The sequence below is a fragment of the Pseudomonas sp. PAMC 25886 genome, from assembly GCF_000242655.1.
In the GTDB taxonomy this organism is placed as follows: Bacteria; Pseudomonadota; Gammaproteobacteria; order Pseudomonadales; family Pseudomonadaceae; genus Aquipseudomonas.
The window spans coordinates 1-26,318 of sequence record NZ_AHHC01000084.1 but is presented as its reverse complement, the minus strand read 5'-3'; the positions used below and the strand labels follow the sequence as shown (position 1 = coordinate 26,318).

The 26,318-nt window shown below is 61.5% G+C and carries 18 protein-coding genes; 11 read left to right on the top strand and 7 right to left on the bottom strand.

From position 1 onward, the window contains the following. The first annotated feature begins 97 nt into the window (after window positions 1-97). The 3 genes from MUM_RS0128345 (at window position 98) to MUM_RS0128335 (ending at window position 2,033) form a co-directional block, all read left to right on the top strand. Window positions 98-463, top strand: a complete 366-nt coding sequence (locus MUM_RS0128345) for a winged helix-turn-helix domain-containing protein (protein ID WP_029616138.1) — start codon at window positions 98-100, stop codon at window positions 461-463. After that, window positions 460-921, top strand: coding sequence for a transglycosylase SLT domain-containing protein (locus MUM_RS0128340; protein WP_010176410.1), 462 nt, complete (start codon window positions 460-462; stop codon window positions 919-921). The genes MUM_RS0128345 and MUM_RS0128340 overlap by 4 nt, the downstream gene beginning before the upstream one ends. 86 nt (window positions 922-1,007) lie before the next feature. Next, window positions 1,008-2,033 carry a quinone-dependent dihydroorotate dehydrogenase gene (locus MUM_RS0128335; protein WP_010176409.1) on the top strand — a complete coding sequence of 342 codons (1,026 nt, stop codon included), beginning with the start codon at window positions 1,008-1,010 and terminating at the stop codon, window positions 2,031-2,033. 121 nt (window positions 2,034-2,154) lie between these two features. Here MUM_RS0128335 and rmf read toward each other — a convergent pair whose 3' ends face one another. Next, window positions 2,155-2,370 (bottom strand): ribosome modulation factor, encoded by a 216-nt coding sequence (gene rmf / locus MUM_RS1000000133665; RefSeq protein WP_002553055.1) that lies wholly within the window; start codon window positions 2,368-2,370, stop codon window positions 2,155-2,157. A gap of 532 nt (window positions 2,371-2,902) precedes the next feature. On the opposite strand from rmf, the gene rlmKL reads away from it, so the two are divergent. Further along, the gene (gene rlmKL, locus MUM_RS0128330) at window positions 2,903-5,167 is read left to right on the top strand and encodes a bifunctional 23S rRNA (guanine(2069)-N(7))-methyltransferase RlmK/23S rRNA (guanine(2445)-N(2))-methyltransferase RlmL (protein WP_010176408.1); all 2,265 of its coding nucleotides are present in this window, start codon (window positions 2,903-2,905) and stop codon (window positions 5,165-5,167) included. A gap of 140 nt (window positions 5,168-5,307) precedes the next feature. Next, a complete protein-coding gene (locus MUM_RS0128325; protein WP_010176407.1) occupies window positions 5,308-7,707 on the top strand; it encodes a sensor domain-containing diguanylate cyclase in 2,400 nt (799 codons plus the stop codon). Window positions 7,708-7,760: 53 nt separating this feature from the next. On the opposite strand, the gene dacB is transcribed toward MUM_RS0128325, so the two are convergent. Beyond that, window positions 7,761-9,221 carry a D-alanyl-D-alanine carboxypeptidase/D-alanyl-D-alanine endopeptidase gene (dacB, locus tag MUM_RS0128320; RefSeq protein WP_010176406.1) on the bottom strand — a complete coding sequence of 487 codons (1,461 nt, stop codon included), beginning with the start codon at window positions 9,219-9,221 and terminating at the stop codon, window positions 7,761-7,763. A 235-nt stretch (window positions 9,222-9,456) separates the two neighbouring features. On the opposite strand from dacB, the gene MUM_RS0128315 reads away from it, so the two are divergent. Beyond that, window positions 9,457-9,801 carry a YggL family protein gene (locus MUM_RS0128315; protein ID WP_003219101.1) on the top strand — a complete coding sequence of 115 codons (345 nt, stop codon included), beginning with the start codon at window positions 9,457-9,459 and terminating at the stop codon, window positions 9,799-9,801. Between the two features lie 55 nt (window positions 9,802-9,856). On the opposite strand, the gene MUM_RS0128310 is transcribed toward MUM_RS0128315, so the two are convergent. After that, entirely contained in the window at window positions 9,857-11,047 is a 1,191-nt protein-coding gene (locus MUM_RS0128310; RefSeq protein ID WP_010176405.1) for a benzoate/H(+) symporter BenE family transporter, read from the bottom strand. A gap of 233 nt (window positions 11,048-11,280) precedes the next feature. On the opposite strand from MUM_RS0128310, the gene MUM_RS0128305 reads away from it, so the two are divergent. Continuing rightward, the gene (locus tag MUM_RS0128305; protein ID WP_003219095.1) at window positions 11,281-12,045 is read left to right on the top strand and encodes a GntR family transcriptional regulator; all 765 of its coding nucleotides are present in this window, start codon (window positions 11,281-11,283) and stop codon (window positions 12,043-12,045) included. A 123-nt stretch (window positions 12,046-12,168) separates the two neighbouring features. Here the strand turns inward: MUM_RS0128305 and guaD are convergent, their stop codons facing one another. The 4 genes from guaD to xdhA form a co-directional block, all read right to left on the bottom strand. Then, window positions 12,169-13,473: a guanine deaminase gene (gene guaD / locus MUM_RS0128300; RefSeq protein WP_010176404.1), complete on the bottom strand. Its 1,305-nt coding sequence runs from the start codon at window positions 13,471-13,473 to the stop codon at window positions 12,169-12,171. A 7-nt stretch (window positions 13,474-13,480) separates the two neighbouring features. Then, window positions 13,481-14,323, bottom strand: a complete 843-nt coding sequence (gene xdhC, locus MUM_RS0128295) for a xanthine dehydrogenase accessory protein XdhC (RefSeq protein WP_010176403.1) — start codon at window positions 14,321-14,323, stop codon at window positions 13,481-13,483. Between the two features lie 123 nt (window positions 14,324-14,446). Further along, window positions 14,447-16,846, bottom strand: coding sequence for a xanthine dehydrogenase molybdopterin binding subunit (xdhB, locus tag MUM_RS0128290; RefSeq protein ID WP_010176402.1), 2,400 nt, complete (start codon window positions 16,844-16,846; stop codon window positions 14,447-14,449). Next, window positions 16,839-18,287: a xanthine dehydrogenase small subunit gene (gene xdhA / locus MUM_RS0128285; RefSeq protein WP_010176401.1), complete on the bottom strand. Its 1,449-nt coding sequence runs from the start codon at window positions 18,285-18,287 to the stop codon at window positions 16,839-16,841. Before xdhA ends, xdhB begins: the two co-directional genes overlap by 8 nt. 280 nt (window positions 18,288-18,567) lie before the next feature. On the opposite strand from xdhA, the gene MUM_RS0128280 reads away from it, so the two are divergent. The 4 genes from MUM_RS0128280 (at window position 18,568) to ligA (ending at window position 26,276) form a co-directional block, all read left to right on the top strand. Further along, window positions 18,568-19,227, top strand: coding sequence for a GntR family transcriptional regulator (locus tag MUM_RS0128280; protein WP_010176400.1), 660 nt, complete (start codon window positions 18,568-18,570; stop codon window positions 19,225-19,227). A 2-nt stretch (window positions 19,228-19,229) separates the two neighbouring features. Further along, window positions 19,230-22,718, top strand: a complete 3,489-nt coding sequence (gene smc, locus MUM_RS0128275) for a chromosome segregation protein SMC (RefSeq protein ID WP_010176399.1) — start codon at window positions 19,230-19,232, stop codon at window positions 22,716-22,718. A 258-nt stretch (window positions 22,719-22,976) separates the two neighbouring features. Continuing rightward, entirely contained in the window at window positions 22,977-23,828 is an 852-nt protein-coding gene (gene zipA / locus MUM_RS0128270; protein WP_010176398.1) for a cell division protein ZipA, read from the top strand. An 87-nt stretch (window positions 23,829-23,915) separates the two neighbouring features. Next, on the top strand, window positions 23,916-26,276 hold the full coding sequence (gene ligA / locus MUM_RS0128265) for an NAD-dependent DNA ligase LigA (RefSeq protein WP_010176397.1): 2,361 nt from the start codon (window positions 23,916-23,918) through the stop codon (window positions 26,274-26,276). The last annotated feature ends 42 nt before the right edge of the window (window positions 26,277-26,318 follow it).

Below are 26,318 nucleotides of genomic sequence, written 5' to 3'. Positions count from 1 at the left end.
CCTTTGCCTCTCCTACACGACGGGTGAGCTTTTTATAGTCGCGACCTTGCAGGAGGGCCCGTGTCGGAAATGGGGGGAGTCAGGTGCAGAGGTGTGAATGGCAGGGGTGATGGAGGGGGGAATGGCGGCGCCTATGGTCTTTGATCGGTGGACGTTGCACAGCGACGGCAGGCTGACCGGCGAAGACTCGGATATTCAACTGCCGCCCAAGGAGGGGCATGTGTTGCGCCTGTTGTTGGCGTCGGCCGGTGTGCTCGTGACCAAGGACCAGTTGCTGGAACGGGCATGGCCCCATAACGATGCCACCGAGGAGTCCCTGACCCGTTGCATCTGTTCACTGCGCAAGTATTTGAAGGAGGGCAGGGGGTTGATCAAGACGGTGTATGGCAAGGGGTATCGCGTGACCTGTTCGGTCAACGCGGCGAGCCAGGTCTGTTCCTCCTGCGGTCGGGGCCAGGCATGAAAGGCGTCTGGCGCAAGGGGCTGTTGCTGCTCACGGTCTGCTTTGGCCATGAAGCCCGGGCGTATTGCTGGGCAGAGGCCGCCAACCGATATGGCATCGAGCCGGAGCTGCTGCAGGCCATCGCTGCGGTGGAGTCGGGTTATCGCGCCGAGGCCATGAACCACGCCAACAACAACGGCACCCGTGATATCGGGTTGATGCAGATCAACAGCATTCACCTGCCGCGCCTGCTCAAGGAAGGCATTACCGAGCAACGCTTGCTGGATGAGCCTTGTTTATCGGTGGAGGTGGGTGCCTCGATCCTGGCCGAGTTTATCAAGCAGTTCGGTTACAACTGGACGGCGATCGGTTCCTACAATGTGGGGGGCGGCCCCGGGCCCCGGCGTGAAGAGCTGCGTCTTCGCTATGCGCAAAAGATTTGGGTTCGCTACGAGCAACTGATGGCGCACCGCAACTGACGATTGGACGGCACGCCTCGCATGCAGCCCGTCACCCCGGCTATAATCCCCGCCACCTTTCGCCGCCATCCGAGTCAATCCCGCCCATGTATACCCTGGCCCGCCAGCTGTTGTTCAAACTCTCTCCGGAAACCTCCCACGATCTGTCCCTGGATTTGATCGGGGCCGGTGGCCGCCTGGGGCTCAATGGGCTGGTGTGCAAGGCCCCGGCGAAAATGCCGGTGTCGGTGATGGGGCTCGATTTCCCCAACCCGGTGGGCCTGGCGGCGGGCCTGGACAAGAACGGTGCAGCCATCGACGGTTTTGCGCAGTTGGGTTTTGGCTTTGTCGAAATCGGCACGGTGACCCCACGGCCGCAACCGGGCAATCCCAAGCCGCGGATCTTCCGCCTGCCGGAAGCCGAGGCGATCATCAATCGCATGGGCTTCAACAACCTGGGTGTGGATAACCTGCTGTCGCGGGTCCAGGCGGCGAAGTACAAGGGCATCCTGGGGATCAACATCGGCAAGAACTTCGACACGCCGGTAGAACGTGCCGTGGATGACTACCTGATTTGCCTGGACAAGGTCTACGCCCACGCCAGCTACGTCACAGTCAACGTCAGCTCCCCGAACACCCCGGGCCTGCGCAGCCTGCAGTTTGGCGACTCCCTCAAGCAATTGCTCGAAGCCTTGCGCCTGCGCCAGGAAGACCTGGCTGTGCGCCACGGCAAGCGCGTGCCGTTGGCGATCAAGATTGCCCCGGACATGAGCGATGAAGAAACCGTGCTGGTGGCCCAGGCCCTGGTGGACTCGGGCATGGATGCGGTGATCGCCACCAACACCACCCTGAGCCGCGTCGGTGTCGAAGGCCTGGCCTTTGGTGACGAGGCGGGCGGCCTGTCCGGTGCGCCGGTACGCGACCAGAGCACCCACATCGTCAAGGTGCTGGCGGCCGAGCTGGGTGGGCGCTTGCCGATCATTGCGGTGGGTGGCATCACCGAGGGCAAGCACGCGGCCGAGAAAATCGCCGCGGGTGCCAGCCTGGTGCAGTTGTATTCCGGCTTTATCTACAAGGGCCCGGCGTTGATTCGCCAGTCTGTGGATGCAATCGCCGCACTGCCAAGAGGTTAATCGCCGCCCATTAAAAAGGGCTCCTTGAAGGAGCCCCTGGGCCGAAGCCCGCCGCCCGGATAGGGCGTGCGTGGTTAAGGTGTTGCGTATTCGTGGTGGTGTCGGAATTAAATGCCCTTGATTAGCCGACGGCGTGAAGTTCGTTGAGTCTGTGGATTCCCGCAGTGCCAGTCATACCGTCCCAGTTGTCGCCGCGTCCTTCTCGCCAGCCGTTGATCCAGGCTTGGCGTACCGACGGTAGAGTAAATGGGCAAAGCTCACGGGATTTGCCATGAACGCCATATTGATATCCGCGTAAAAATGCTCTTTCCAACGGATCACGCTTAAGTCTTCTCATAGGGTGTTTCCCTCACTTGTTGACTGTCTTGATATCCTTCGGCCTCGTCCGAGGCCGGGCAGAGTTTTTCTGCCGTTGGTGGGCTCGCTGCCGGCGTGGCGAGCCTATGTGTCGGCGTCGTTACGGCGCCAACCTGTGTTGAGTTCTAACCAATAGGTCACATGGATTCAATGATCGTTTTGTCATAAGCACGTAACGATAATGATGCTATAGCCATAAGCTGGGATGGCTTTTCGCCCCTTTTATTGGGCAAACCCAGCTATGATGTGCCCTTCAAAGAGGATGGGTTTAATCCTTTGGTGAGAATGCCCGTCTGTTGCAGTCGGTTATTATTCGACGAAGGGTCAGAATATTTCTTTTTGTTGCACCCAATACATGAACTGCCCCGTCAATAAAGGCCCATAAGGCCTGTAGCCGGGGTGGAACGGCACATTCGTGCCACACGAGCGCTCTTCAAGAAAAGCGCTTGATTGAAAACCGAACGCGCGATGCGTCGCCCGTTCACTTATTGCTGAAAAGCCTGGAATGCCCCATGTCGGACCGTTTTGAACTCTTCCTCACTTGCCCCAAGGGCCTCGAAGGCCTGCTGATCGAGGAAGCCGTCGGGCTTGGCCTTGAGGAAGCCCGCGAGCACACCTCGGCCGTGCGCGGCATGGCCGACATGGAGACCGCCTACCGCCTGTGCCTCTGGTCGCGCCTGGCCAACCGCGTGTTGCTGGTGCTCAAGCGCTTCCCGATGAAGGACGCCGAAGACCTCTACCACGGCGTGCTGGACATCGAGTGGGAAGACCACATGCTCGCCGACGGCACCCTGGCCGTTGAATTCAGCGGCCATGGCTCGGGCATCGACAACACCCACTTCGGCGCGCTGAAGGTCAAGGATGCGATTGTCGACAAGCTGCGCACCCCGACCGGCGAACGTCCGTCCATCGACAAGATCAACCCGGACCTGCGCATTCATCTGCGCCTGGACCGTGGCGAAGCGATCCTGTCCCTCGACCTGTCCGGCCACAGCCTGCACCAGCGCGGTTATCGCCTGCAGCAGGGCGCTGCGCCGTTGAAGGAAAACCTGGCGGCGGCGATCCTGATTCGTTCCGGCTGGCCGCGCATTGCTGCCGAAGGCGGCGCGCTGAGCGACCCGATGTGCGGCGTCGGTACCTTCCTGGTGGAAGGCGCGATGATCGCCGCCGACATGGCGCCCAACCTGAACCGCGAGCTGTGGGGCTTCACCGCCTGGCTCGGCCACGTTCCGGCGCTGTGGAAGAAACTGCATACAGAGGCCAGCGAACGCGCCGCTATCGGCATGGCCAAGCCACCGCTGTGGATCCGTGGTTACGAAGCGGACCCACGCCTGATCCAGCCGGCCCGTAACAACATCGAACGCGCAGGCCTCAGCCACTGGATCAAGATCTACCAGGGCGAAGTCGGCACCTTCGAGCCGCGCCCGGACCAGAACCAGAAAGGCCTGGTGATCTGCAACCCGCCGTACGGCGAGCGTCTGGGTGATGAAGCCAGCCTGTTGTACCTCTACCAGAACCTCGGCGAGCGTCTGCGCCAGGCGTGCCTGGGCTGGGAAGCGGCGGTGTTCACCGGCGCCCCGGACCTGGGCAAGCGCATGGGCATCCGCAGCCACAAACAGTATTCGTTCTGGAACGGCGCCTTGCCGTGCAAATTGCTGCTGATCAAGGTCACCCCGGACCAGTTCGTCACCGGCGAGCGTCGCACTCCGGAGCAGCGCCAGGCCGAACGCGAGCAGGCCGCCTACGATCAGGCGCCGACCGAGCCGCAAGAGCGTCAGTACAACAAGAACGGTAACCCGATCAAACCCGCCCCGGCCCCTGTGGTCGAGCAGGCGCGCTTGAGCGAAGGCGGGCAGATGTTTGCCAACCGCCTGCAAAAGAACCTGAAGCTGCTGGGCAAGTGGGCCAAGCGCGAAGGCGTCGATTGCTACCGTGTGTACGATGCCGACATGCCGGAATACTCCATGGCCATCGACCTGTACCACGATTGGGTTCACGTCCAGGAATACGTGGCGCCGAAGTCCATCGACCCGGAAAAAGCCTCGGCCCGCATGTTCGATGCCCTGGCGGCCATTCCCCAGGCGCTGGGCATCGACAAGAACCGTGTGGTGGTCAAGCGTCGTGAGCGTCAGAGCGGCACCAAGCAGTACGAGCGCCAGAGCGCCCAGGGCAAGTTCACCGAGGTCAGCGAAGGCGGCGTCAAGTTGCTGGTCAACCTGACCGATTACCTGGACACGGGCCTGTTCCTCGACCATCGCCCAATGCGCATGCGCATCCAGAAAGAGGCGGCCGGCAAGCGCTTCCTCAACCTGTATTGCTACACCGCCACTGCCAGTGTGCACGCCGCCAAGGGTGGCGCGCGCAGCACCACCAGCGTCGACCTGTCGAAAACCTACCTGGACTGGGCACGCCGCAACTTCTCCCTCAACGGTTTCTCCGACAAGAACCGTCTGGAGCAGGGCGACGTCATGGCCTGGCTGGAAGCCAGCCGCGATGAGTTCGACATGATCTTCATCGACCCGCCGACCTTCTCCAACTCCAAGCGCATGGAAGGCATCTTCGACGTGCAACGTGACCACGTGCAGTTGCTGGACCTGGCCATGGCGCGCCTGGCGCCGGGCGGCGTGTTGTACTTCTCGAACAACTTCCGCAAGTTCCAGCTGGAAGACAACCTCGTCGAGCGATATGCCGTCGAGGAGATCAGTGACAAGACCATCGACCCGGATTTTGCGCGCAACGCCAAGATCCATCGGGCGTGGAAAATCACCGCTCGCTGATCGCTGCCTGCCTGAAGCCGCAAGCTCGGATTATTCCGGCCTTGCGGCTTTTTTGCGCTGGTCAAACGCCAGTCCTGTGGCTATAACTTAAGGCCTGGCCAAAGTGACGCACCTGCACGCTGGCGTTTCGAGTCTTGTCTATGCCGCTGCACGCCGTCCGCCCGAAAATCCTAGGCTTTATCAGTGAGCAGGTGTCGGCGTGGCTGGTGGCGGTGGTGGTGTTTCTGACAGGAATCGCACTGACGGTCATCGTCGCCTGGACCGCCTCCGATCTCTATCAGCAGCAGCTGCGCCAGCGCTTCCAGTTGCTGGTCAACGAGCGTTACAGCCGCCTCCAGGAACGTTTCGAGGACCAGGAGCAACGCCTGGGCAGCCTGCGGCGGTTCTTCGTCAATTCCAATACGGTCTCCCGCACAGAGTTCGACGGTTTCGCGCAGCCTTTGCTGCTGCGTACCCGCGCCTATGCCTGGGCGCCCCGGGTGTTGCGTGACCAACGCAGTGCGTTTGAGCAAGAGGTGACGGCTGAGCGCCGCGCGAGCTTCTCCATTCGCGAATTGAACACGGCCGGTGAACTGACCCCGGCCAGCCAGCGCGATGAGTATGTGCCGGTGCTGTACAGCCAGACCCAGAGCCTGCTTGGCTCGCCGTTGGGGTTTGACCTGCTGGCCCAGCCATTGCGGCGCTCGGCGGTGGAGCGTGCGCAACAGTCAGGGAAAATGGCCGTGTCCCAGCCCATGCAACTGGTGGGTGTGGAGCCGGCCTACGCCATGGGCGTGCTGCTGGTGGCGCCGGTCAGCCGGGCACCGACGACACAAGTGCCCGTCAGCGAACCTTACGGTTACGTGATGGCGGTGATCAGCATGCGCCAACTGGTGGCCGATGGTTTGCCCAAGGCTGACCGGGACAACCTGGTGATACAAATCGTCGACACCTCCGACGCAGAAAAACGAGTGCTGTACGAATCCAGCAATGCCCTGGCAGACAGCGACCTGGTAGCCGCACGCCGGCTGACCCTGGGTGACCACATCTACGCCTTGAGCCTGCGCCCCAGCCAGGTGTTCCAGCAGGGCTATCATTCTTCGTTGATCAGTATCCTGGTCACGGGCAGCCTGCTGAGCCTGTTGCTCAGTGCGTTGCTCTATGTGTTGGTCAGTCAGCGCCAGCGCGCCTTGAAACTGGTGGAGCAGCGCACGGCCCAGTTGCGTCAACGTGAACAGGAGCTGCGGGGCACCCATGGCCAGTTGCGCAGCGTGCTCAATGCGGCGACCCAAGTGGCGATCATTGCCACTGACCTGCGCGGCGTGATCACTACTTTCAACGCCGGCGCCGAGCAGATGCTGGGCTTTGAGGCGGACGAGGTACTGGGCCACCTGACCCTCGAAAGCCTGCACCTGGCGCCCGAGCTGGAAGCCCGCGCTGTGCAGTTGAGCGCAGCGCTGGGCAAGCGCATTCCGCCCGGCCAGGCGATGCTGGTGGACAGCGCCGATACCGTTCACGAAGCCCGCGAGTGGACGCTGGTGCGCAAGGGGGGCAGCCAACTGACGGTGAACATGCTCGCCACTGTGTTGCTGGATGAGCACGGCCTGTGGGTCGGGCACCTGGCGATCTGCCTGGATGTCACCGAGCAGAAGCGCGCCTATGAGGCACTGGCCGCGCGGGATCGGTTGCTGAAGAAACTCAGTGCCCATGTGCCCGGCGGCATTTTCCAGTTCATTCTGGAGCCGAACGATGTCTCTCGTTTCATTTATGCCAGCGACGGCATTCGCGATATCTACGAAATCGAGCCGGCGCTGTTGCAGCAGGATGCGAGCAAGGTGTTCGAGCGAATTCATCCTCAGGACGTTGAACGGGTACGCGAGTCCATTCGGCTGTCTACCTTGCAACTGAGCCATTGGCGTGAAGAGTACCGGGTGCTGCTGCCCCAGCGCGGGCTGCGCTGGATTCGCGGTGAAGCGACCCCGGAAGAATTGCCCGGCGGTGGTACGTTATGGCATGGCTATGTATCGGACATTTCCGACCTCAAGCGGGTCGAGGAAGAGCTGCGGGCGTTGTCGATTACCGACTCGTTGACGGGGATTCACAACCGGCGTTATTTCCAGGACCGATTGAAGGCCGAGATGACCCGGGTCAAGCGCGCCTCGGGGGCATTGTCGGTGATCATGCTCGACATCGACCACTTCAAGCGCATCAACGACCAGCACGGCCACGCGGCGGGCGATGAGGTGCTCAAGCAATTGTGCCGGCGCATCAGCCAGCGGTTGCGACGCACGGATGTGTTTTGCCGGCTGGGGGGCGAGGAGTTTGTGGTGTTGTGCCCCAATACCGATGGCAGCCAGGCCTTCAGTGTTGCCCTGGAGTTGTGGCAAGCGTTGCGCAGCACGCCGATGGACGGTGTGGGGACGGTGACGGCGAGCTTCGGGGTGGCCAGTTGGCGCGTCGAGGAGGGCGTTGACGGCTTGTTGCTGCGGGCGGATTCGGGGGTGTATGCGGCGAAGCAGGCGGGCAGGGATAGGGTGGAGGCAGAACGGTTGCCGGCTTGAACGTTGTGGTGAGGGGACAAGCCCCCTCACCACAGTGAACGGCATTGAAAGCGCTAGAGGACCGGCGCAGCCGTCGCCAGCTTCGGCTGGCGGTACAGGTCCAGCAGCACCTGGTCCAGCACCGAAGACGCGCCCCACGGTTTCGGATCGTTGAGAATCGCCACCACCGCCCAGGTATTGCCATTGTTGTCGCGACTGAACCCGGCGATCGCCCGCACGGTGTTCAGGGTACCGGTCTTGACGTGGGCTTCACCGCGCATGGCGGTGGTCTTCAGGCGTTTGCGCATGGTGCCGTCGGTGCCGGCAATCGGCAGCGAGCTGATGTATTCCGCCGCGTACGGGCTTCTCCACGCCGCTTGCAGCATGGTCGCCATCTCACGGGCGCTGACTCGCTCGGCACGGGACAGGCCGGAGCCGTTCTCCATCACCAGGTGCGGCGCGGTGATGCCTTTTTTCGCCAGCCACTGTCGCACCACGCGTTGGGCTGCCTTGGCGTCGTCGCCGTCGGCATCGGTGCGGAACTGCGCGCCCAGGCTCAGGAACAGCTGCTGGGCCATGGTGTTGTTACTGTATTTGTTGATGTCGCGGATGATCTCTGCCAGGTCCGGCGAGAACGCCCGGGCCAGCACTTTGGCGTTCTTTGGTACCGGCGCCTGGATATCGCGGCCCTGGATGCTGCCGCCCAGTTCCTTCCAGATCGCCCGAACAGCACCGGCGGTGTAGGTGGCGTGGTCCAGCAACGACAGATAGGTCTGCGAGCTGCAGCCATCCGCCAACTGGCCGCTGACGGTCACGGTGACGCTGCCATCGGCGGCGGTCATCGGGCTGTAGCGCACATCGCCCGTGCATTGTTTGGCGTTGGAAACCTTGACCTGGTTGTCGATGCGGATGCTCGCAATCGGCGGCTCCACCGAGACCAGCACTTTGCCCGAGTCATTACGGGTGACGAAGCGCAGGGCCTTGAGGTTGACCATCAGGGCATCGGGCTTGACCAGGAACGGCTTGTTCTCGTCGTTGCCGTCGTCATTGAACTCCGGCAGTTGCGGCGGGATGAAGAAGCCGCGGTCCAGTACCAGGTCGCCGGTCACTTGCTGCACGCCATTGGCCCGCAGGTCGCGCATCAGCAGCCAGAGTTTTTCCATATTCAGCTTGGGGTCGCCGCCGCCCTTGAGGTACAGGTTGCCGTTGAGGATGCCGCCGCTCAGGGTACCGTCGGTGTAGAACTCGGTTTTCCACTGATGGTTGGGGCCGAGCATTTCCAGGGCCGCGTAGGTGGTGACCAGCTTCATGGTCGAGGCCGGGTTGACCGATACATCGGCATTGAACACGGTAGGCGTGCCCGGGCCATTGAGGGGAATCATCACCAGGGACAAGGCGTTGTTTTGCAACTTGGCTTTCTGGAGGGCTTCCTGGACCTTGGGCGGCAGGGAAGTGTTGATCGGTGCGGCGGTAACGGAAAAGGCCAGGGGGAGCAGAAAACCGGCCAGCAACAATGGACGCAAAGATTTGATCATAAGAATTAAAACCCTACTGCTGAGGGGTAAAAAGGCGAGGGGTATGTACGAAAAATCCCTCAATGGTCATGAAAGTGTCGGCATTATGCCCCAAGGCAGTTGCACTTGTGGCTGAACGATAGCTGCTATTCGCGGTTTTTTTTACGGGCACTCTGCCGCCCGTCCCAGAGAATCGGGCAAAGGCCGGCTTAAACTGCTAAAGTGCCGCCCGTTATTACTTAAGAGGATTGTTCCAATGGCGACTAACCGTTCCCGGCGTCTGCGCAAAAAACTGTGCGTTGATGAATTTCAAGAGCTGGGTTTCGAACTGAACCTGGACTTCAAAGAAGGTTTGGACGATGAAGCGGTTGACGCTTTCCTCGAAGCATTCCTGACCGAAGCGATGGACGGCAACGGCCTGGACTACGTCGGCGGTGATGACTTCGGTCTGGTTTGCAAAGCCACCCGTGGTTCGGTCAACGAAGAGCAGCGTGCCGCTGTTGAAGCGTGGCTGAAGGCTCGTCCAGAGCTGACCCGCGTTGAAGTCAGCGCCCTGTTGGACGCTTGGCATCCAGAAAAGCCGATCAACCCGGCAGTCTGATGTCATGAAAAAGCGACCCGCCCGGGTCGCTTTTTCGTTTCCGGGTCGTAAAAAGTCAGGCCTTGCGCCAGTTCAGAATCACCAGTGTCAACACCCCCGCCACAATCCCCCAGAACGCCGAACCGATGGAAAACAACGTCAGCCCTGACGCTGTGACCATAAAGGTGATCAGCGCGGCTTCCCGCTCCTTCGGCTCATTCATGGCGATGCTCAGGCCATTGATGATCGAGCCAAACAGCGCCAGTGCCGCAATCGACAGCACCAGTTCCTTGGGCAGGGCGGCGAACAGCGCGGCCAGCGTTGCGCCAAACACCCCGGCAACCCCGTAGAAAATCCCGCACCAGACCGCAGCGGTATAGCGCTTGTTACGGTCTTCATGGGCGTGGGGCCCGGTGCAGATCGCCGCGCTGATGGCCGCGAGGTTGATGCCATGGGAGCCAAACGGCGCAAGCACCAGCGAGGCCAGGCCGGTGGTGGTGATCAGGGGCGAGGCGGGCACGTTATAGCCATCGGCCCGCAGCACCGCGACCCCCGGCATGTTTTGCGAGGTCATGGCCACCACGAACAGCGGGATGCCGATGCTGATGGTTGCCGCCAGTGAGAAGTGTGGCGTGGTCCACACCGGCGTCGCCACTTCCAGGTGGAAACCGCTGAAGTCCAGCAACCCCATCAGCCCGGACAACGCCGTGCCGATCAGCAACGCGGCGAGCACGGCATAACGCGGCGACAGACGCTTGATGACCAGGTAAGTGAAGAACATCCCCAGTACCAGCCCGGTACGGTGCTGCGCGGCGACGAAAATCTCGCTGCCGATCTTGAACAGAATCCCCGCCAGCAAGGCCGCCGCCAGTGAAGCCGGGATGCGCTTGACGAGCTTTTCGAAGCTGCCGGTGAGCCCGCAGATCGTCACCAGCACCGCGCAGGTGATGTAGGCGCCGATGGCTTCGCTGTAACTCACGCCGCCCAGGCTCGTGATCAACAGCGCCGCGCCCGGGGTCGACCAGGCAATGGTGATCGGCGTGCGGTAGCGCAAGGACAGGCCGATGCTGCACACCGCCATGCCGATGGAGATCGCCCAGATCCACGAGGAAATCTGCGCCGTGGTCAGGCCGGCGGCTTGTCCGGCTTGAAACATCAGCACCAGGGAGCTGGTGTAGCCGGTCATCATGGCAATGAAACCGGCGACGATGGCCGAAGGCGAAGTGTCGGCCAGTGGGCGTAATCGCGCTTGGGGGACGTCTGACATGGGGCGGTGTTCCTTATGCCTGGGGCTTTTTGTAGGAGCGAATGCAGAATCAAGCCTAAACTCAAACGTAACGATTCATTGCAATACAGCCGGCGCCGCAAACAGCCGTACAGTGTGTTGGCGCAATGGGTTGTGTACAATGTGCGCTGATTTTACGCGATACTTGCCAGCGACCCTCTGTGCCGTATTACAGTCAACGTCAATTCGCCGCCGTTCTCCCGACCCGAGTGCCCATGAACGAACAGTTGCAGCCCCTCAAGAAACAACCGCGAGCCGGTAAGGCCGGTCGCAGTGGAACCCAGGACGATATCGTCTACGCGCATATCTTCGAGGCGATCCTCGAACAACGCCTGGCGCCCGGTACCAAATTGAGTGAAGAAGCGCTGGGCGAAATCTTTGGCGTGAGCCGCACCATCATTCGCCGCGCGCTGTCGCGCCTGGCCCATGAAGGCGTGGTACTGCTGCGGCCCAATCGCGGCGCGGTAGTGGCCAGCCCGAGTGTCGAGGAAGCCCGCCAGGTGTTCCTCGCCCGTCGCCTGGTGGAGCGTGCGATCACTGAGTTGGCGGTGCAGCATGCCACGGCCGAGCAACTGGCCGAGTTGCGGCAGATGGTCAACGACGAGCGCGACAGCTTTTCCCGTGGCGATCGCGGCGCGGGTATCCGGCTTTCCGGCGAGTTCCACCTGAAACTGGCCGAAGCGGCGAAGAACGCGCCCCTGATCAGCTTCCAGCGCAGCCTGGTGTCCCAGACTTCGTTGATCATCGCCCAGTACGAAAGCGGCAACCGCTCGCACTGCTCCTACGATGAGCACACCCAGTTGATCGACGCGATCGAAGCGCGGGATGCGGATCTGGCCGTGAACCTGATGATGCACCACATGGATCACATCGACAGCAAACTCAACCTCGACGAGGAAAGTGCGTCGGATGACCTGCATGCGGTGTTCTCGCATTTGTTGCAGACCAAGAAGCCGGGGCGCTCGTCTGTAAAGTTGTAAACCCGATCAAAAATGTGGGAGCTGGCTTGCCTGCGATAGCATCACCTCGGTATCACTGATACACCGAGGTGTCTGCATCGCAGGCAAGCCAGCTCCCACATTTGTTTTGGGGTGTTTGCTGAATCAGCGTTGGTGCACCAATTGTCCCGCCGCATACGTCTGCAACACTGCCCGGTCATCCCCCAGCGTCATCAACACAAACAGCGTCTCGGCGATGTTATTGGCCTGCTTCAGGCGATAGCTGAGCAGTGGCGTGGCGTTGTAATCCAGCACCAAAAAGTCTGCGTCAGTGCCCGGTTGCAGTGTGCCGATCTTGTCTTCCAGCCGCAGCGCCCGCGCACCGCCCAAGGTGGCCAGGTACAGCGACTTGAACGGGCTCAACCGCGCGCCTTGCAACTGCATCACCTTGTACGCTTCGTTCAGGGTTTGCAGCAGCGAGAAGCTGGTGCCGCCACCGACATCCGTACCCAGGCCGACATTCAGCTTGTGCTTCTCGGCCATCGGCAGGTTGAACAACCCGCTGCCCAGGAAGAAGTTCGACGTCGGGCAGAACGCGACTGCCGAACCCGCTTCCGCCAGCCGTGCGCATTCGTCGTCACACAGGTGCACGCCGTGGGCGAACACCGAGCGCTCGCCCAGCAGTTTGTAATGGTCGTACACGTCCAGGTAGCCGCTGCGCTCCGGGAACAGTTCCTTCACCCATTCCACTTCCTGCAGGTTTTCACTGATGTGGGTCTGCATGTACAGGTCCGGGTATTCCCCCAGCAACTGCCCGGCCAGGGTCAGTTGTTCGGGCGTACTGGTCGGTGCGAAACGTGGCGTCACCGCGTAGTGCAAACGGCCCTTGCCATGCCAGCGCTCGATCAGTGCCTTGCTTTCTGCGTAGCCGGATTCCGCGGTGTCAGTCAGATAGTCCGGCGCGTTGCGGTCCATCATCACTTTGCCGGCGATCATCCGCAGGTCGAGCTTCTCGGCGGCTTCAAAAAACGAGTTCACGGACTGCGGGTGCACACTGCCGAATACCAGCGCGGTGGTGGTGCCGTTGCGCAGCAGTTCCTTGATGAAAATACCCGCGACTTCCTCGGCGTGGGCCTTGTCGGCGAACTGGCTTTCACACGGGAAGGTGTAGGTGTTGAGCCAGTCCAGCAACTGCTCGCCATAGGCGCCGACCATGCCGGTTTGCGGCAGGTGAATGTGGGTGTCGATCAGGCCGGGGGTGATCAGCGCGTCCTGATAATGGGTGACCTCGATGTCGGCGGGCAGGCTGGCGAGCAATTCGCTGGCGTGGCCCAGGGCGCTGATCTGGCCGTTGTCGATCACCAGCAGGCCGTCTTCGAAATACTCGTAGGAGGCTTCGATTCCTACCTCGGCAGGGTCGGCGATGCTGTGCAAGATGGCGGCACGGTAGGCTTTTCGTGTCAAAGGCATGGTCGTCTCAGTTAGTCGCTTGGCTGCGGCGCGAAACCGGCAGCAGTTTGGCAATGGGTTCGGCGCTCGCAGTGTGCTGGCCGAAGTTGGCGTTATAGGTGGCGATGATTTCGCCGGCGATGGAGATGGCGATTTCCACAGGCAATTTGCCTTTGACCTCAGTCAGCCCCATCGGGCAATGCATGCGTTGCAGTTGCGCGGTGTCGAAACCGCGGTCCCGCAGGCGATGTTCAAACTTGACGCGCTTGGTCTTCGAACCGATCAGGCCGAAGTAGGTGAAGTCATTGCGTTTGAGCAGGGCGGCGGTCAGTTCCAGGTCCAGGGCGTGGTTGTGGGTCATGACGATGCAGTAACTGCCCACAGGCAAGTTGTCGATTTCATCCACCGGCTCTTCGCTGACGATTTTACGCACGCCCTGAGGGATGTGTTCCGGGAATTCCTGTTCCCTGGAATCGATCCAGCGCACCCGGCACGGCAGGCTGGCCAGCAACGGCACCAGCGCGCGGCCCACGTGGCCGGCGCCGAACACCGCAATCTGCGCCTGCACCTGGCCCATCGGTTCGAACAGCAGCACCGTCACGCCGCCGCAGCACTGGCCGAGGCTGGCGCCGAGGCTGAAGCGCTCCAGATGGGTGTTCTGCTGGCCGCGCACGAGCATGTCCCGGGCGACCTGCATGGCCTTGTATTCCAGGTGCCCGCCACCGATGGTGTCGAACGTGTGGGCGGCACTGATGACCATCTTCGAGCCGGCATTGCGCGGCGTGGAGCCGAGCTCTTCGATGATGGTCACCAGCACGCAGGGTTCACCCTGGTTCTGCAGGTCGGCGAGGGCGCTGATCCAGTTGTTCATGTTTACCTCAGCATCTCTGTTGTCAGTTCGACCGCTATCGCAGGCAAGCCAGCTCCCACATTTGATCGGGTTCACACATCAAAATGTGGGAGCCGGGCTTGCTCGCGATGGCAGCGCCTCGGTCTAGAGCGAAGCCAGCTCGGTTTCGGTTTCCACAGCTTTTGCGGCAGTCAGTTGGCGCATCTGCTCACAGCCCCACAACACCCGCTCCGGAGTCGCCGGTGCATCAATCTTCGGCTGATGGCGATAGTCACCCAGGCTCGCCACGGCATCCTTGATTGCACACCACGAGGCGATGCCGAGCATGAACGGCGGCTCACCCACGGCCTTGGAGTGGAACACCGTGTCTTCCGGGTTCTTGCGGTTTTCCACCAGCTTCACCCGCAGGTCCAGCGGCATGTCGGCCACGGCCGGGATCTTGTAGCTGGCCGGGCCGTTGGTCATCAGCTTGCCTTTGTTATTCCAGACCAGCTCTTCCATGGTCAGCCAGCCCATGCCCTGGATGAAGCCGCCTTCGACCTGGCCGATGTCGATGGCCGGGTTCAGCGAGGCACCCACATCGTGCAGGATGTCGGTGCGCAGCATTTTGTATTCGCCGGTCAGCGTGTCGACGATCACCTCACAACAGGCCGCGCCGAACGCGAAGTAGTAGAACGGCCGACCGCGTGCCTGGCTACGGTCGTAGAAGATTTTCGGAGTCTTGTAGAAACCGGTGCTCGACAGCGACACCTGGGCGAAATACGCCTGCTGGATCAGCGCCTCAAACGTCAGGATATGATCGCGAACCCGCACATGCCCGTTGTGGAATTCAACGTCGGCCTCGCTGACTTCATACTTGCGCGCGGCAAATTCCACCAGGCGTTGCTTGATGGTTTCGGCAGCATTCTGCGCGGCCTTGCCGTTCAAGTCGGCACCGCTGGAAGCGGCCGTCGGCGAGGTGTTGGGCACCTTGTCGGTGTTGGTGGCGGTGATCTGCACGCGGTCGATTTCCACCTGGAATATCTCTGCCACCACTTGCGCGACCTTGATGTTCAAGCCCTGGCCCATCTCGGTGCCGCCGTGGTTCAGGTGGATGCTGCCGTCGGTGTAGATGTGGATCAGCGCACCGGCCTGGTTGAGGAAGCTGGCGGTGAACGAAATCCCGAATTTCACCGGGGTCAGCGCCAGGCCTTTTTTCAGGATCGGGCTGTTGGCGTTGTAGCGACGGATCGCTTCGCGGCGCTCGGCATACTGGCTGCTGTGTTCGAGTTCGGCGGTCATCTCTTCGAGCATGTTGTGCTCGACGGTCTGGTAGTAGTGGGTGACGTTGCGCTCGGTCTTGCCGTAGTAGTTGGCCTTGCGCACGGCCAGCGGATCGAGCGCAAGGTGGCGCGCAATGGCGTCCATCACTTCCTCGATGGCGACCATGCCCTGGGGCCCGCCGAAGCCACGGTAAGCCGTATTGGACGCGGTGTTGGTCTTGCAGCGGTGACCGTTGACCGTGGCATCGCCCAGGTAATACGAGTTGTCGGAGTGGAACATGGCACGGTCGACAATCGAGTTCGACAGGTCCGGTGAGCAGCCACAGTTGCCCGCCAGGTCCAGATTGATACCGTGCAGGCGTCCGGTGTCGTCGAAGCCCACGTCGTACTCGATGTAGAACGGGTGGCGCTTGCCGGTCATCAGCATGTCTTCGACCCGCGGCAAGCGCATTTTGGTCGGCTGGCCGGTGAGGCGTGCGACCACCGCGCACAGGCACGCCGGGCTGGCCGCCTGGGTTTCCTTGCCGCCAAAACCACCGCCCATGCGGCGCATGTCGACGACGATTTTGTTCATGGACACGTCGAGGACTTCGGCCACCAGCTTCTGCACTTCGGTGGGGTTTTGCGTAGAGCAGTAGACGATCATGCCGCCGTCCTCGGTCGGCATCACCGAAGAGATTTGGGTTTCCAGGTAGAAGTGTTCCTGGCCACCGATGTGCAGGGTGCCCTGGATACGATTTTTTGCGGTCGCCAGCGCGCCGGCGGAATCACCGCGTTGGTGCGTATGGCTATCCAGCACGAAATGTTTTTTGCGAAACGCCTCGACCACGTCCAGCACCGGCTCCAGGTCTTCGTATTCGATCACGGCGGCCATGGCAGCTTTGCGCGCGGTTTCCAGGTCGCGGGCGGCAACCGCCAGCACCACCTGGCCGACAAACTGCACGGTGTCGATGGCCAGCAGCGGGTCGCCGGGCATCAGCGGGCCGATGTCTTTCAGGCCCGGCACGTCTTCGTGGGTGATGACGATGCGCACGCCGTCGAAGGCGTAGCAGGGCGCGGTGTCGATGCTGATGATCTTCGCGTGGGCGCGGTCCGACATGCGTGCATACAGGTGCAACTGGTTGGGGAATTCCAGGCGGTCATCGATGTACTGCGCCTCGCCCGAAACGTGCTTGGCAGCGCTGTCGTGCTTGACGCTGCGACCGACTCCGCTGGTCAGGTCCTTGGCAAACAGTTCGGCGAGTTCGGCCTGGGATTTTTCCACGGCATGATGGTTAGACATAAGCGGTCACCCGAGTCTCGATGTGCGGCGTTTGCAGTTCGATGAAGTATTTGCGCAGCAGGTTCTGTGCGCTGAGCAGGCGGTATTCCTTGCTCGCACGGAAGTCCGACAGCGGGGTGAAATCTTCGGCCAGCGCAGCGCAGGCCTTTTCCACGGTGGCGGAATTCCAGGTGGCACCCCTCAGCACCGCTTCGCAATTCTTCGCACGTTTCGGGGTGGCGGCCATGCCACCGAACGCAACCCGGGCGTCGCTGATAACGCCGTTATCGATTTTCAGGTTAAAGGCGGCGCAGACTGCGGAAATGTCATCGTCCAGGCGCTTGGACACCTTGTAGGCACGGAACAGCGGCACACCTTTGGGCACGATGATTTTTTCGATGAATTCGCTGTCCTGACGCGCGGTGACACGGTAGTCGATGAAGTAGTCTTCCAGGGCCAGGGTGCGGCGGGTGTTGCCCTTGCACAGCACGATCTGCGCACCGAGGGCGATCAGCAGCGGCGGCGAGTCACCGATGGGCGAGGCGTTGCCGATATTGCCGCCCAGGGTGCCCTGGTTGCGGATCTGCAGCGAGGCGAAGCGGTGGAGCAGTTCGCCGAAGTCCGGGTATTCGTTATTGAGGGCCGTGTAGCAATCGGACAGCGACGTGGCCGCGCCGATCTCCAGGCGGTCGTCGAAGCTTTCGATGCGCTTCATTTCTTCGATATTGCCGACGTAGATCATCACCGGCAGCGTGCGGTGGAACTGGGTGACTTCCAGCGCCAGGTCGGTGCCGCCCGCCAACAGCCGGGCTTGTGGGTACGCGTCGTAAAGGTCGGCCAGGTCGGCGACGGTCAACGGCACCAGGCAACGTTTGTCGCCGCTGTTCAGTTCACCGGTTTGCGTCGGGGCGATGGCTTTCAGGCGGGCGATCGTCTCGGCCTGGCGGCTGTCGAACTGGTCTTGGGGTTTGTTGCAGCAGGCCTGTTCGGCAGCCGCGAGAATCGGGCGATAGCCGGTGCAGCGGCAGAGGTTGCCGGCCAGGGCTTCGTGGGCTTTCTGGCTGTCGGGTGCATCACTGTTCTTCTGCAGGGCGAACAGTGACATCACAAAGCCCGGGGTGCAGAAGCCGCATTGCGAGCCGTGGCACTCCACCATGGCCTGTTGCACGCTGTGGAGTTGGCCCTGGTGCTTGAGGTCTTCGACGCTGATCAGTTGTTTGCCGTGCAGGGACGAGACAAAGGTCAGGCACGAGTTGAGGCTGCGATAGCGAATCTGCTCCGCGCCCTGATCGTCGGTGTGCAACTCGCCGACCACCACGGTGCAGGCGCCACAGTCGCCGCTGGCGCAGCCTTCCTTGGTGCCGGATTTGCCCAGGTGCTCACGCAAATAGTTGAGCACGGTCAGGTTCGGGTCCAGGGCGTGCTCGCTACGGAGCTCCTGGTTTAGTAAAAACTGGATCACGGAAGGCCTCGCAGACTCATTATTGTTGTTAACCGCTTTGCGCCGAATCTAGTCATGTCTGACTTTTCGGTCAACGATTTTCTGACCGAAAGGTCAAGAAAATGCGATCTCAACATCTTTAATTATGGTCCAGTTCTCTGGAACCGCCGTTTTTGGGGGCTTCTGGACTTTAACGGCTGCTTATTTCATGCCAAATTCTGGTTTGTGGGCCCAGCGCCATCAGCGGGCATTTGCGCTACACTGCCGCGCTTGTACCGATAGACGATTTTGAAGGGAAAACATGACGTTCAAGGCGCCGGATAGTCTTGCCGAGCAAATCGCTCACCACCTCGCCGAACGTATCATTCGCGGCGACCTCAAGCCTGGGGAGCGGATCCAGGAGCAGAAGGTCACACTGGCGCTCAATGTCAGCCGTGGCTCCGTGCGCGAAGCCTTGCTGATCCTCGAGCGCCGGCACTTGATCGCGATCCTGCCGCGCCGTGGCGCCCATGTCACCGAGCTGACTGCCCACAAGGTGCAGAGCCTGTGCACGCTGATGGGCGAGCTGTACATCCTGCTGGGCAACGCCGTCGCCGCCGGCTGGCAGACCCAGGCCGACATGGCGCCGTTCGTGCAGATCCAGCAGCGCCTGATCGCCAGCTTCGAACGCCAGGACATCCGCGCCTTCGTCGAAGAAAGCTTCAACGTGATGCGCGCCGCCTATCCGTTCGCCAACAATCCGTATTTGCAGGAAACCGTCGAGAACCTGCAGCCGGCGATGAACCGCGCCTATTACCTGGCGCTGGATCAACGCAAGGCGTCCATGAGCGAGTACCTGGTGCTGTTTGAGCAATTGCTCGCCGCCGTGCTGGCCCGTGACCTGCCGCAGATTCGCCAGGTGCTCTCGGCTTACGGCGAGCGCAGCTGCTCGCTGGTCATCGCTGCGTTGGCGGACGCCTAAGCGTGCGGCTCAAGTGCATCAAACTGGCGGGGTTCAAATCCTTCGTCGACCCGACCACGGTGAACTTCCCCAGTAACATGGCGGCAGTGGTGGGGCCCAATGGCTGCGGCAAGTCGAACATCATCGACGCCGTACGCTGGGTGATGGGCGAGAGCTCCGCGAAAAACCTGCGTGGCGAGTCGATGACCGACGTCATCTTCAACGGCTCCACCAGCCGCAAGCCGGTGAGCCAGGCCAGCATCGAACTGGTATTTGATAACTCCGACGGTACCCTGGTGGGCGAGTACGCGGCCTATGCGGAAATCTCCATTCGCCGCAAAGTGACCCGCGACAGCCAGAACAGCTACTTCCTCAACGGCACCAAGTGCCGCCGCCGGGATATCACCGACATTTTCCTCGGCACCGGCCTGGGCCCGCGCAGCTACTCGATCATCGAGCAGGGCATGATCTCCAAGCTGATCGAAGCCAAGCCCGAGGACCTGCGTAACTTTATCGAAGAAGCGGCCGGTATCTCCAAGTACAAGGAGCGCCGCCGCGAGACTGAAAACCGCATCCGCCGTACCCATGAAAACCTCGCCCGCCTGACCGACCTGCGTGAAGAGCTGGAGCGCCAGTTGGAGCGCCTGCACCGCCAGGCCCAGGCCGCCGAGAAGTATCAGGAATACAAGGGCGAAGAGCGCCAGCTCAAGGCGCAGCTGTCGGCCCTGCGCTGGCAGGCACTGAACGATCAAGTGGGCCAGCGCGAAGCGATCATCGGCACCCAGGAAATCAGTTTTGAAGCCCTGGTGGCCGAGCAACGCAATGCCGACGCCAGTATCGAGCGCCTGCGGGACGGTCACCATGACCTGTCCGAGCGCTTCAATCTGGTGCAGGGGCGCTTCTATTCGGTGGGCGGCGATATCGCTCGGGTCGAGCAGAGTATCCAGCACGGTCAACAACGTTTGCGCCAATTGCAGGATGACCTCAAAGAAGCCGAACGTGCGCGCCTGGAAACCGAATCCCACCTGGGCCACGACCGCACCCTGCTGCTGACCCTTGGGGAAGAACTGGACATGCTCACCCCCGAGCAGGAAGTCACCAGCGCTGCCGCTGAAGAAGCCGCTGCGGCCCTGGAAGAATCCGAAACCACCATGCACGGCTGGCAGGAGCAGTGGGACACTTTCAACCTGCAATCCGCCGAGCCCCGCCGCCAGGCTGAGGTGCAGCAGTCGCGCATCCAGCAACTGGAAACCAGCATGGAGCGCCTGGCCGAGCGTCAGCGGCGTTTGGTGGAAGAGCGTGTGCTGCTCGCCGCCGACCCGGAAGACGCGGCGATCCTGGAGTTGAGCGAGAAGCTGGCCGAAAGCGAAATGACGCTGGAAGAGCTGGAAGCCAGCGAAGAACAACAAGTGGAGCGCCTGGAGCAATTGCGTCAGCAACTGCAGCAGGCGACCCAGGCACAGCAGCAGGCCCAGGGCGATTTGCAGCGGCTCAACGGCCGGCTGGCCTCCCTGGAAGCCTTGCAGCAAGCGGCGCTCGACCCGGGCACCGGCACGGCGGAATGGCTGCGCGATCAACACCTGGCCGAGCGCCCGCGCCTGGCCGAAGGCTTGAAGGTTGAAGCCGGTTGGGAGCTGGCGGTGGAAACCGTGCTCGGCGCCGACCTGCAAGCGGTGCTGGTGGATGATTTTGGCGGCTTTGACCTGGCGGGGTTTGCCCAGGGCGATCTGCGCTTGCTCAGCCCGGCGGCGGACGGCACCCGTGTGCCGGGCAGCCTGCTGGACAAGGTCGAGGCGGCGATTGATCTGTCGCCCTGGCTGGGCCAGGTCAAACCGGTGGACAGCCTTGAGCAGGCCCTGGCCCAGCGCGGCCAATTGGCGGCGGGGCAAAGCCTGATCAGCCGTGACGGCTTTTGGGTTGGCCGGCACTTCCTGCGGGTGCGCCGCGCCAGCGAAGCGGAAAGCGGTGTTCTGGCCCGTGGCCAGGAAATCGTCAACCTGACCGCCGAGCGCGAAGAGCGCGAAGCGACGCTTGAGTCCCTGGAAAACCAGCTGCAAACCCTGCGCGCCACCCAGCGCCAGCAAGAGACCGGCCGTGAACACCTGCGTCGGCTTTTGCAGGACGAAGCGCGCCAGCAAGGCGAATTGAAAGCCCAGCTCTCGGCGAGCAAGGCCAAGGTCGAGCAACTGACCCTGCGCCGTACCCGTCTCGACGAAGAAGTGGCCGAGATGGGCGAGCAGCGCGCCCTTGAACACGAACAGGTCGGCGAAGCGCGCCTGCAATTGCAGGAAGCCCTCGACTGCATGGCCCTGGACACCGAGCAGCGCGAGTTGCTGTTGGCCCAGCGCGACAGCCTGCGCGAGCGCCTCGACCGGGTGCGCCAGGAAGCCCGCCAGCACAAGGACCACGCCCATCAATTGGCCGTGCGCCTCGGTTCCCTGCGTGCGCAACACGACTCCACGCGCCAGGCCCTTGAGCGTCTCGAGATGCAGTCCGAACGCCTGACCGAAAAGCGCGAGCAACTGAGCCTCAACCTGGAGGAGGGCGAAGCCCCGCTGGAAGAGCTGCGCCTGAAGCTCGAAGAGTTGCTCGACAAGCGCATGACCGTCGACGAAGAACTCAAGACTGCACAAATCGCCCTGGAAGACGCCGACCGCGAACTGCGCGACGCCGAAAAACGCCGGACCCAGGCCGAGCAGCAATCGCAACTGATCCGTGGCCAGCTCGAACAGCAACGCATGGAATGGCAAGCCCTGACGGTGCGCCGCAAAACCCTGCAAGACCAGTTGCTGGAAGACGGCTACGACCTGCACGGCGTGCTCAATACGCTGACCGCCGAGGCCAACGAGAAAGAAGCCGAAGAAGAACTTGAACGGATTGCCGCGCGCATTCAACGCCTCGGTGCAATCAACCTCGCCGCCATCGACGAGTACCAGCAGCAGTCCGAACGCAAACGTTATCTGGATGCGCAGAACGCCGACCTTGTCGAAGCCCTGGACACCCTGGAAAACGTGATCCGCAAGATCGACAAGGAAACCCGTAATCGCTTCAAAGATACCTTTGATCAGATTAATGGCGGTTTACAGGCGTTATTCCCGAAAGTTTTCGGTGGTGGCAGCGCTTACTTGGAACTGACGGGCGAAGATCTACTCGATACAGGGGTAACGATCATGGCGCGGCCTCCGGGCAAGAAGAACAGCACCATCCATTTGTTGTCCGGTGGCGAGAAGGCACTGACGGCATTGGCCCTGGTATTTGCGATCTTCAAGTTGAACCCGGCGCCGTTCTGCATGCTCGACGAAGTTGACGCCCCGCTGGATGACGCTAACGTTGGACGGTATGCCCGACTGGTTAAAGAGATGTCCCAGACGGTGCAGTTCATCTATATCACCCACAACAAGATCGCCATGGAAATGGCCGATCAGTTGATGGGCGTGACGATGCACGAGCCGGGCTGTTCGCGGTTGGTGGCGGTGGATGTCGAAGAGGCGATGGCGCTGGTGGAATCCTGAGTCGCACTCGAAGGAGGATTTTGAGCAGGACGTAAGGTGATTTACCGGTCTGGGAAAAGTGGCAAATGGACATATTTGTTCAAGGCATTTTGACAGACGGTGTAAAGTTATCTTTGGTCGTGCTAGTTTAATGTCAAATTTTCGTATGCGTGGGCAAAACGTCATTCAGAACATAGAGTTGGCGCCACGTTTTAAAGCGGTTTGCACGGTGCTAAACCCCTTATTTTTCAGCATTTTTTATTAGAGGCACGGGATTACATGGAAATCGGTCTGCGCGAGTGGCTGATCGTCATCGGCATTATTGTCATTGCCGGTATTCTTTTTGATGGCTGGCGCCGGATGCGCGGCGGCAAGGGCAAGTTGAAATTCCGCCTGGACCGCAACCTGTCCAATTTGCCGGACGACGACGGCAGCGCCGAGCTGCTGGGGCCACCGCGTGTCCTGGATAACCATAAAGAGCCGCAACTGGACGAGCACGACCTGCCGTCGATGAGCGCACCGGTGCGTGAAGCCCGCGAGCCCAAGCGCGGCAAGCGTGCTGCGGCCAGCGAACCCGCTCAGGGCGACCTGAACCTGGACCTGGACGAAGGCCCGAGCTTCAGCAGCCGTGACGATGACTTCCCGGATGAAGCACCGACCAAGAGCGCCCATAAAGAATCCGTCAAGGACCAACCGGCTGCCGAAGAGGTGCTGGTGATCAGCGTGATCTGCCGTGACGCCGCCGGCTTCAAGGGCCCGGCCTTGCTGCAGAATATTCTGGAAAGCGGCCTGCGTTTTGGCGAGATGGATATTTTCCACCGCCACGAAAGCATGGCCGGCAACGGTGAAGTCCTGTTCTCCATGGCCAACGCGGTCAAGCCGGGCATCTTCGATCTGGACGACATCGACCATTTCAGCACCCCGGCGGTGAGCTTCTTCCTCGGTCTGCCAGGCCCGCGTCACCCGAAACAAGCGTTCGACGTGATGGTGGCTGCCGCCCGCAAGCTGTCCCAGGAACTCAACGGCGAACTCAAGGACGATCAACGCAGCGTCCTGACCGCCCAGACCATCGAGCATTACCGTCAGCGCATCGTCGAGTTCGAGCGTCGCGCCCTGACACAGAAGCGCTGAGGTTCAAGCTTAAGCGTTGCCTGTAGAATCCATGCACTAACATATTGAGCAGCTTCGGCTGCTCTTTTGCTTTATGAGAGAACACCCATGACCGCCGCCCAAACCCGCATCCTCGAACTGCGCGCTGAACTGGATCAGCACAACTACCGTTACCACGTCCTCGACGAACCGAGCATCCCGGACGCCGAGTACGACCGGTTGTTCCACGAGCTCAAGGCCCTGGAAGCCGAGCACCCGGACCTGGTCACACGTGATTCACCGACGCAGCGGGTCGGCAGTGCGGCATTGTCTGCATTCACTCAGGTGCGTCACGAAATCCCGATGCTCAGCCTGGGCAACGCCTTCGACGAAAGCACCATGCTGGAGTTCGATCGCCGGGTGACCGAAGGCCTGGACCTGCCGGCAGGCGACCTGTTTGGCGGTGGCGCGGCAGTGGAATACAGCTGCGAGCCGAAGCTCGATGGCCTGGCGGTCAGCCTGCTGTATCAGGACGGTGAACTGGTGCGTGGCGCCACGCGCGGCGATGGCACCACCGGTGAAGACATCAGCGTCAACGTGCGCACCGTGCGCAATATTCCCCTCAAGCTGCAGGGCAGCGGCTGGCCGGCGACCCTGGAAGTGCGCGGCGAAGTGTTCATGTCCAAGGCCGGTTTCGAACGGCTGAACGCCACGCAACTGGAAGTCGGCGGCAAGACCTTCGCCAACCCGCGCAATGCGGCGGCGGGCAGCCTGCGCCAGCTGGATTCGAAGATCACCGCCAGCCGTCCGCTGGAATTCTGCTGCTACGGCGTGACCACGGATATCAGCGACACCCACATCGGCAATCTGCAACAGCTGAAGCAGTGGGGCATGCCCATCAGCCATGAGCTGAAGCTGGCCAAGGGGATTCAGGATTGCCTCGACTACTACCGCGATATCGGTGAGCGCCGGAATGCCTTGCCGTATGAAATCGACGGTGTGGTGTTCAAGGTCAACAGCATTGCCTACCAACGGGAACTGGGCTTCCGTGCCCGCGAACCGCGCTGGGCAATCGCTCACAAATTCCCGGCCATGGAAGAGCTGACCGAACTGCTGGACGTTGAATTCCAGGTCGGCCGCACCGGCGCGGTAACGCCGGTGGCGCGCTTGAAACCGGTCAAGGTCGCCGGTGTGACCGTGTCCAACGCAACCCTGCACAACATGGACGAAGTGGCGCGCCTGGGCTTGATGATCGGCGACACCGTGATCATCCGCCGTGCCGGTGATGTGATCCCCCAGGTGGTGTCGGTGGTCACCGAGCGTCGCCCGGAAAACGCCCGCGCGGTGCAGATCCCCGAGAGCTGCCCGGTGTGCGGTTCCCACGTGGAGCGCACGCAGTTGGTCAAGCGTAGCAAGGGCAAGGAAACCGTCAGCGAAGGCGCGGTGTATCGCTGCGTCGGGCGCCTGGCCTGCGGTGCGCAACTCAAGCAGGCGATCATCCATTTCGTGTCGCGCCGCGCCATGGACATTGATGGCCTGGGCGACAAGACCATCGAGCAACTGGTGGACGAGAAACTGATCGGCTCGCCGGCAGACCTGTACAAGCTCAAGTACGAGCAGATCATCGACCTGGAAGGCTTTGCCGACGTTTCCAGCAAGAAGCTGATCACCGCCATCGAAAACAGCAAGACGCCGACCCTCGCACGGTTTATCTACGCCCTCGGCATTCCCGATGTAGGCGAGGAGACCGCCAAGGTGCTGGCGCGCTCGCTGGCGTCCCTGGAGCGGGTGCAGCAGGCCTTGCCGGAAGTGCTGACGTACTTGCCGGACGTCGGCCTGGAAGTGGCCCACGAGATTCACAGCTTCTTTGAAGACAGCCATAACCAGGAAGTGATCGGTGCCTTGATCTCCAGGGAGGAGTGCGGCCTGGAATTGCAGGAGCAGGGCGAGCTCAGCGCTGAATTCGCGGCCAGCACCACGCTGGGTGGCTTGCTCGACAAGCTGCACGTGCCGTCCGTAGGCCCGGGTGCGGCGCAGAAGCTGGCAGACAAGTTTGGCTCCCTGGAAGGCGTGATCAAGGCCGATTGGCTCGACATGCGCCAGGCGTTGCCGGAGAAGCAGGCCAAGGCCGTACGGGATTTCTTCGACATCGAAGAAAACGCTAATCGTGCGCTGGCCATCGAGCAGCAGCTCAAGGACTTCGGCATGCACTGGCAGAGCGAGAAGAAGGTCGTCGAAGGCTTGCCCGAGGCCGGTCACACCTGGGTGCTCACCGGCTCCCTGGAGCTGATGAGCCGTGATGTCGCCAAGGAAAAACTCGAAAGCCTCGGCGCCAAGGTGGCGGGCTCGGTGTCGGCGAAAACCCATTGCGTGGTGGCCGGGCCGGGCGCCGGCTCGAAGCTGGCCAAGGCCAGTGAGTTGGGTTTGAAAGTGCTGGATGAAGAGGCGTTCGTGGCGTTCCTCACCCAGCACGGCATAACCGTTGCCTGATGCCCATCCTGTAGGAGCCGGCTTGCCGGCGATGGCGTTTTC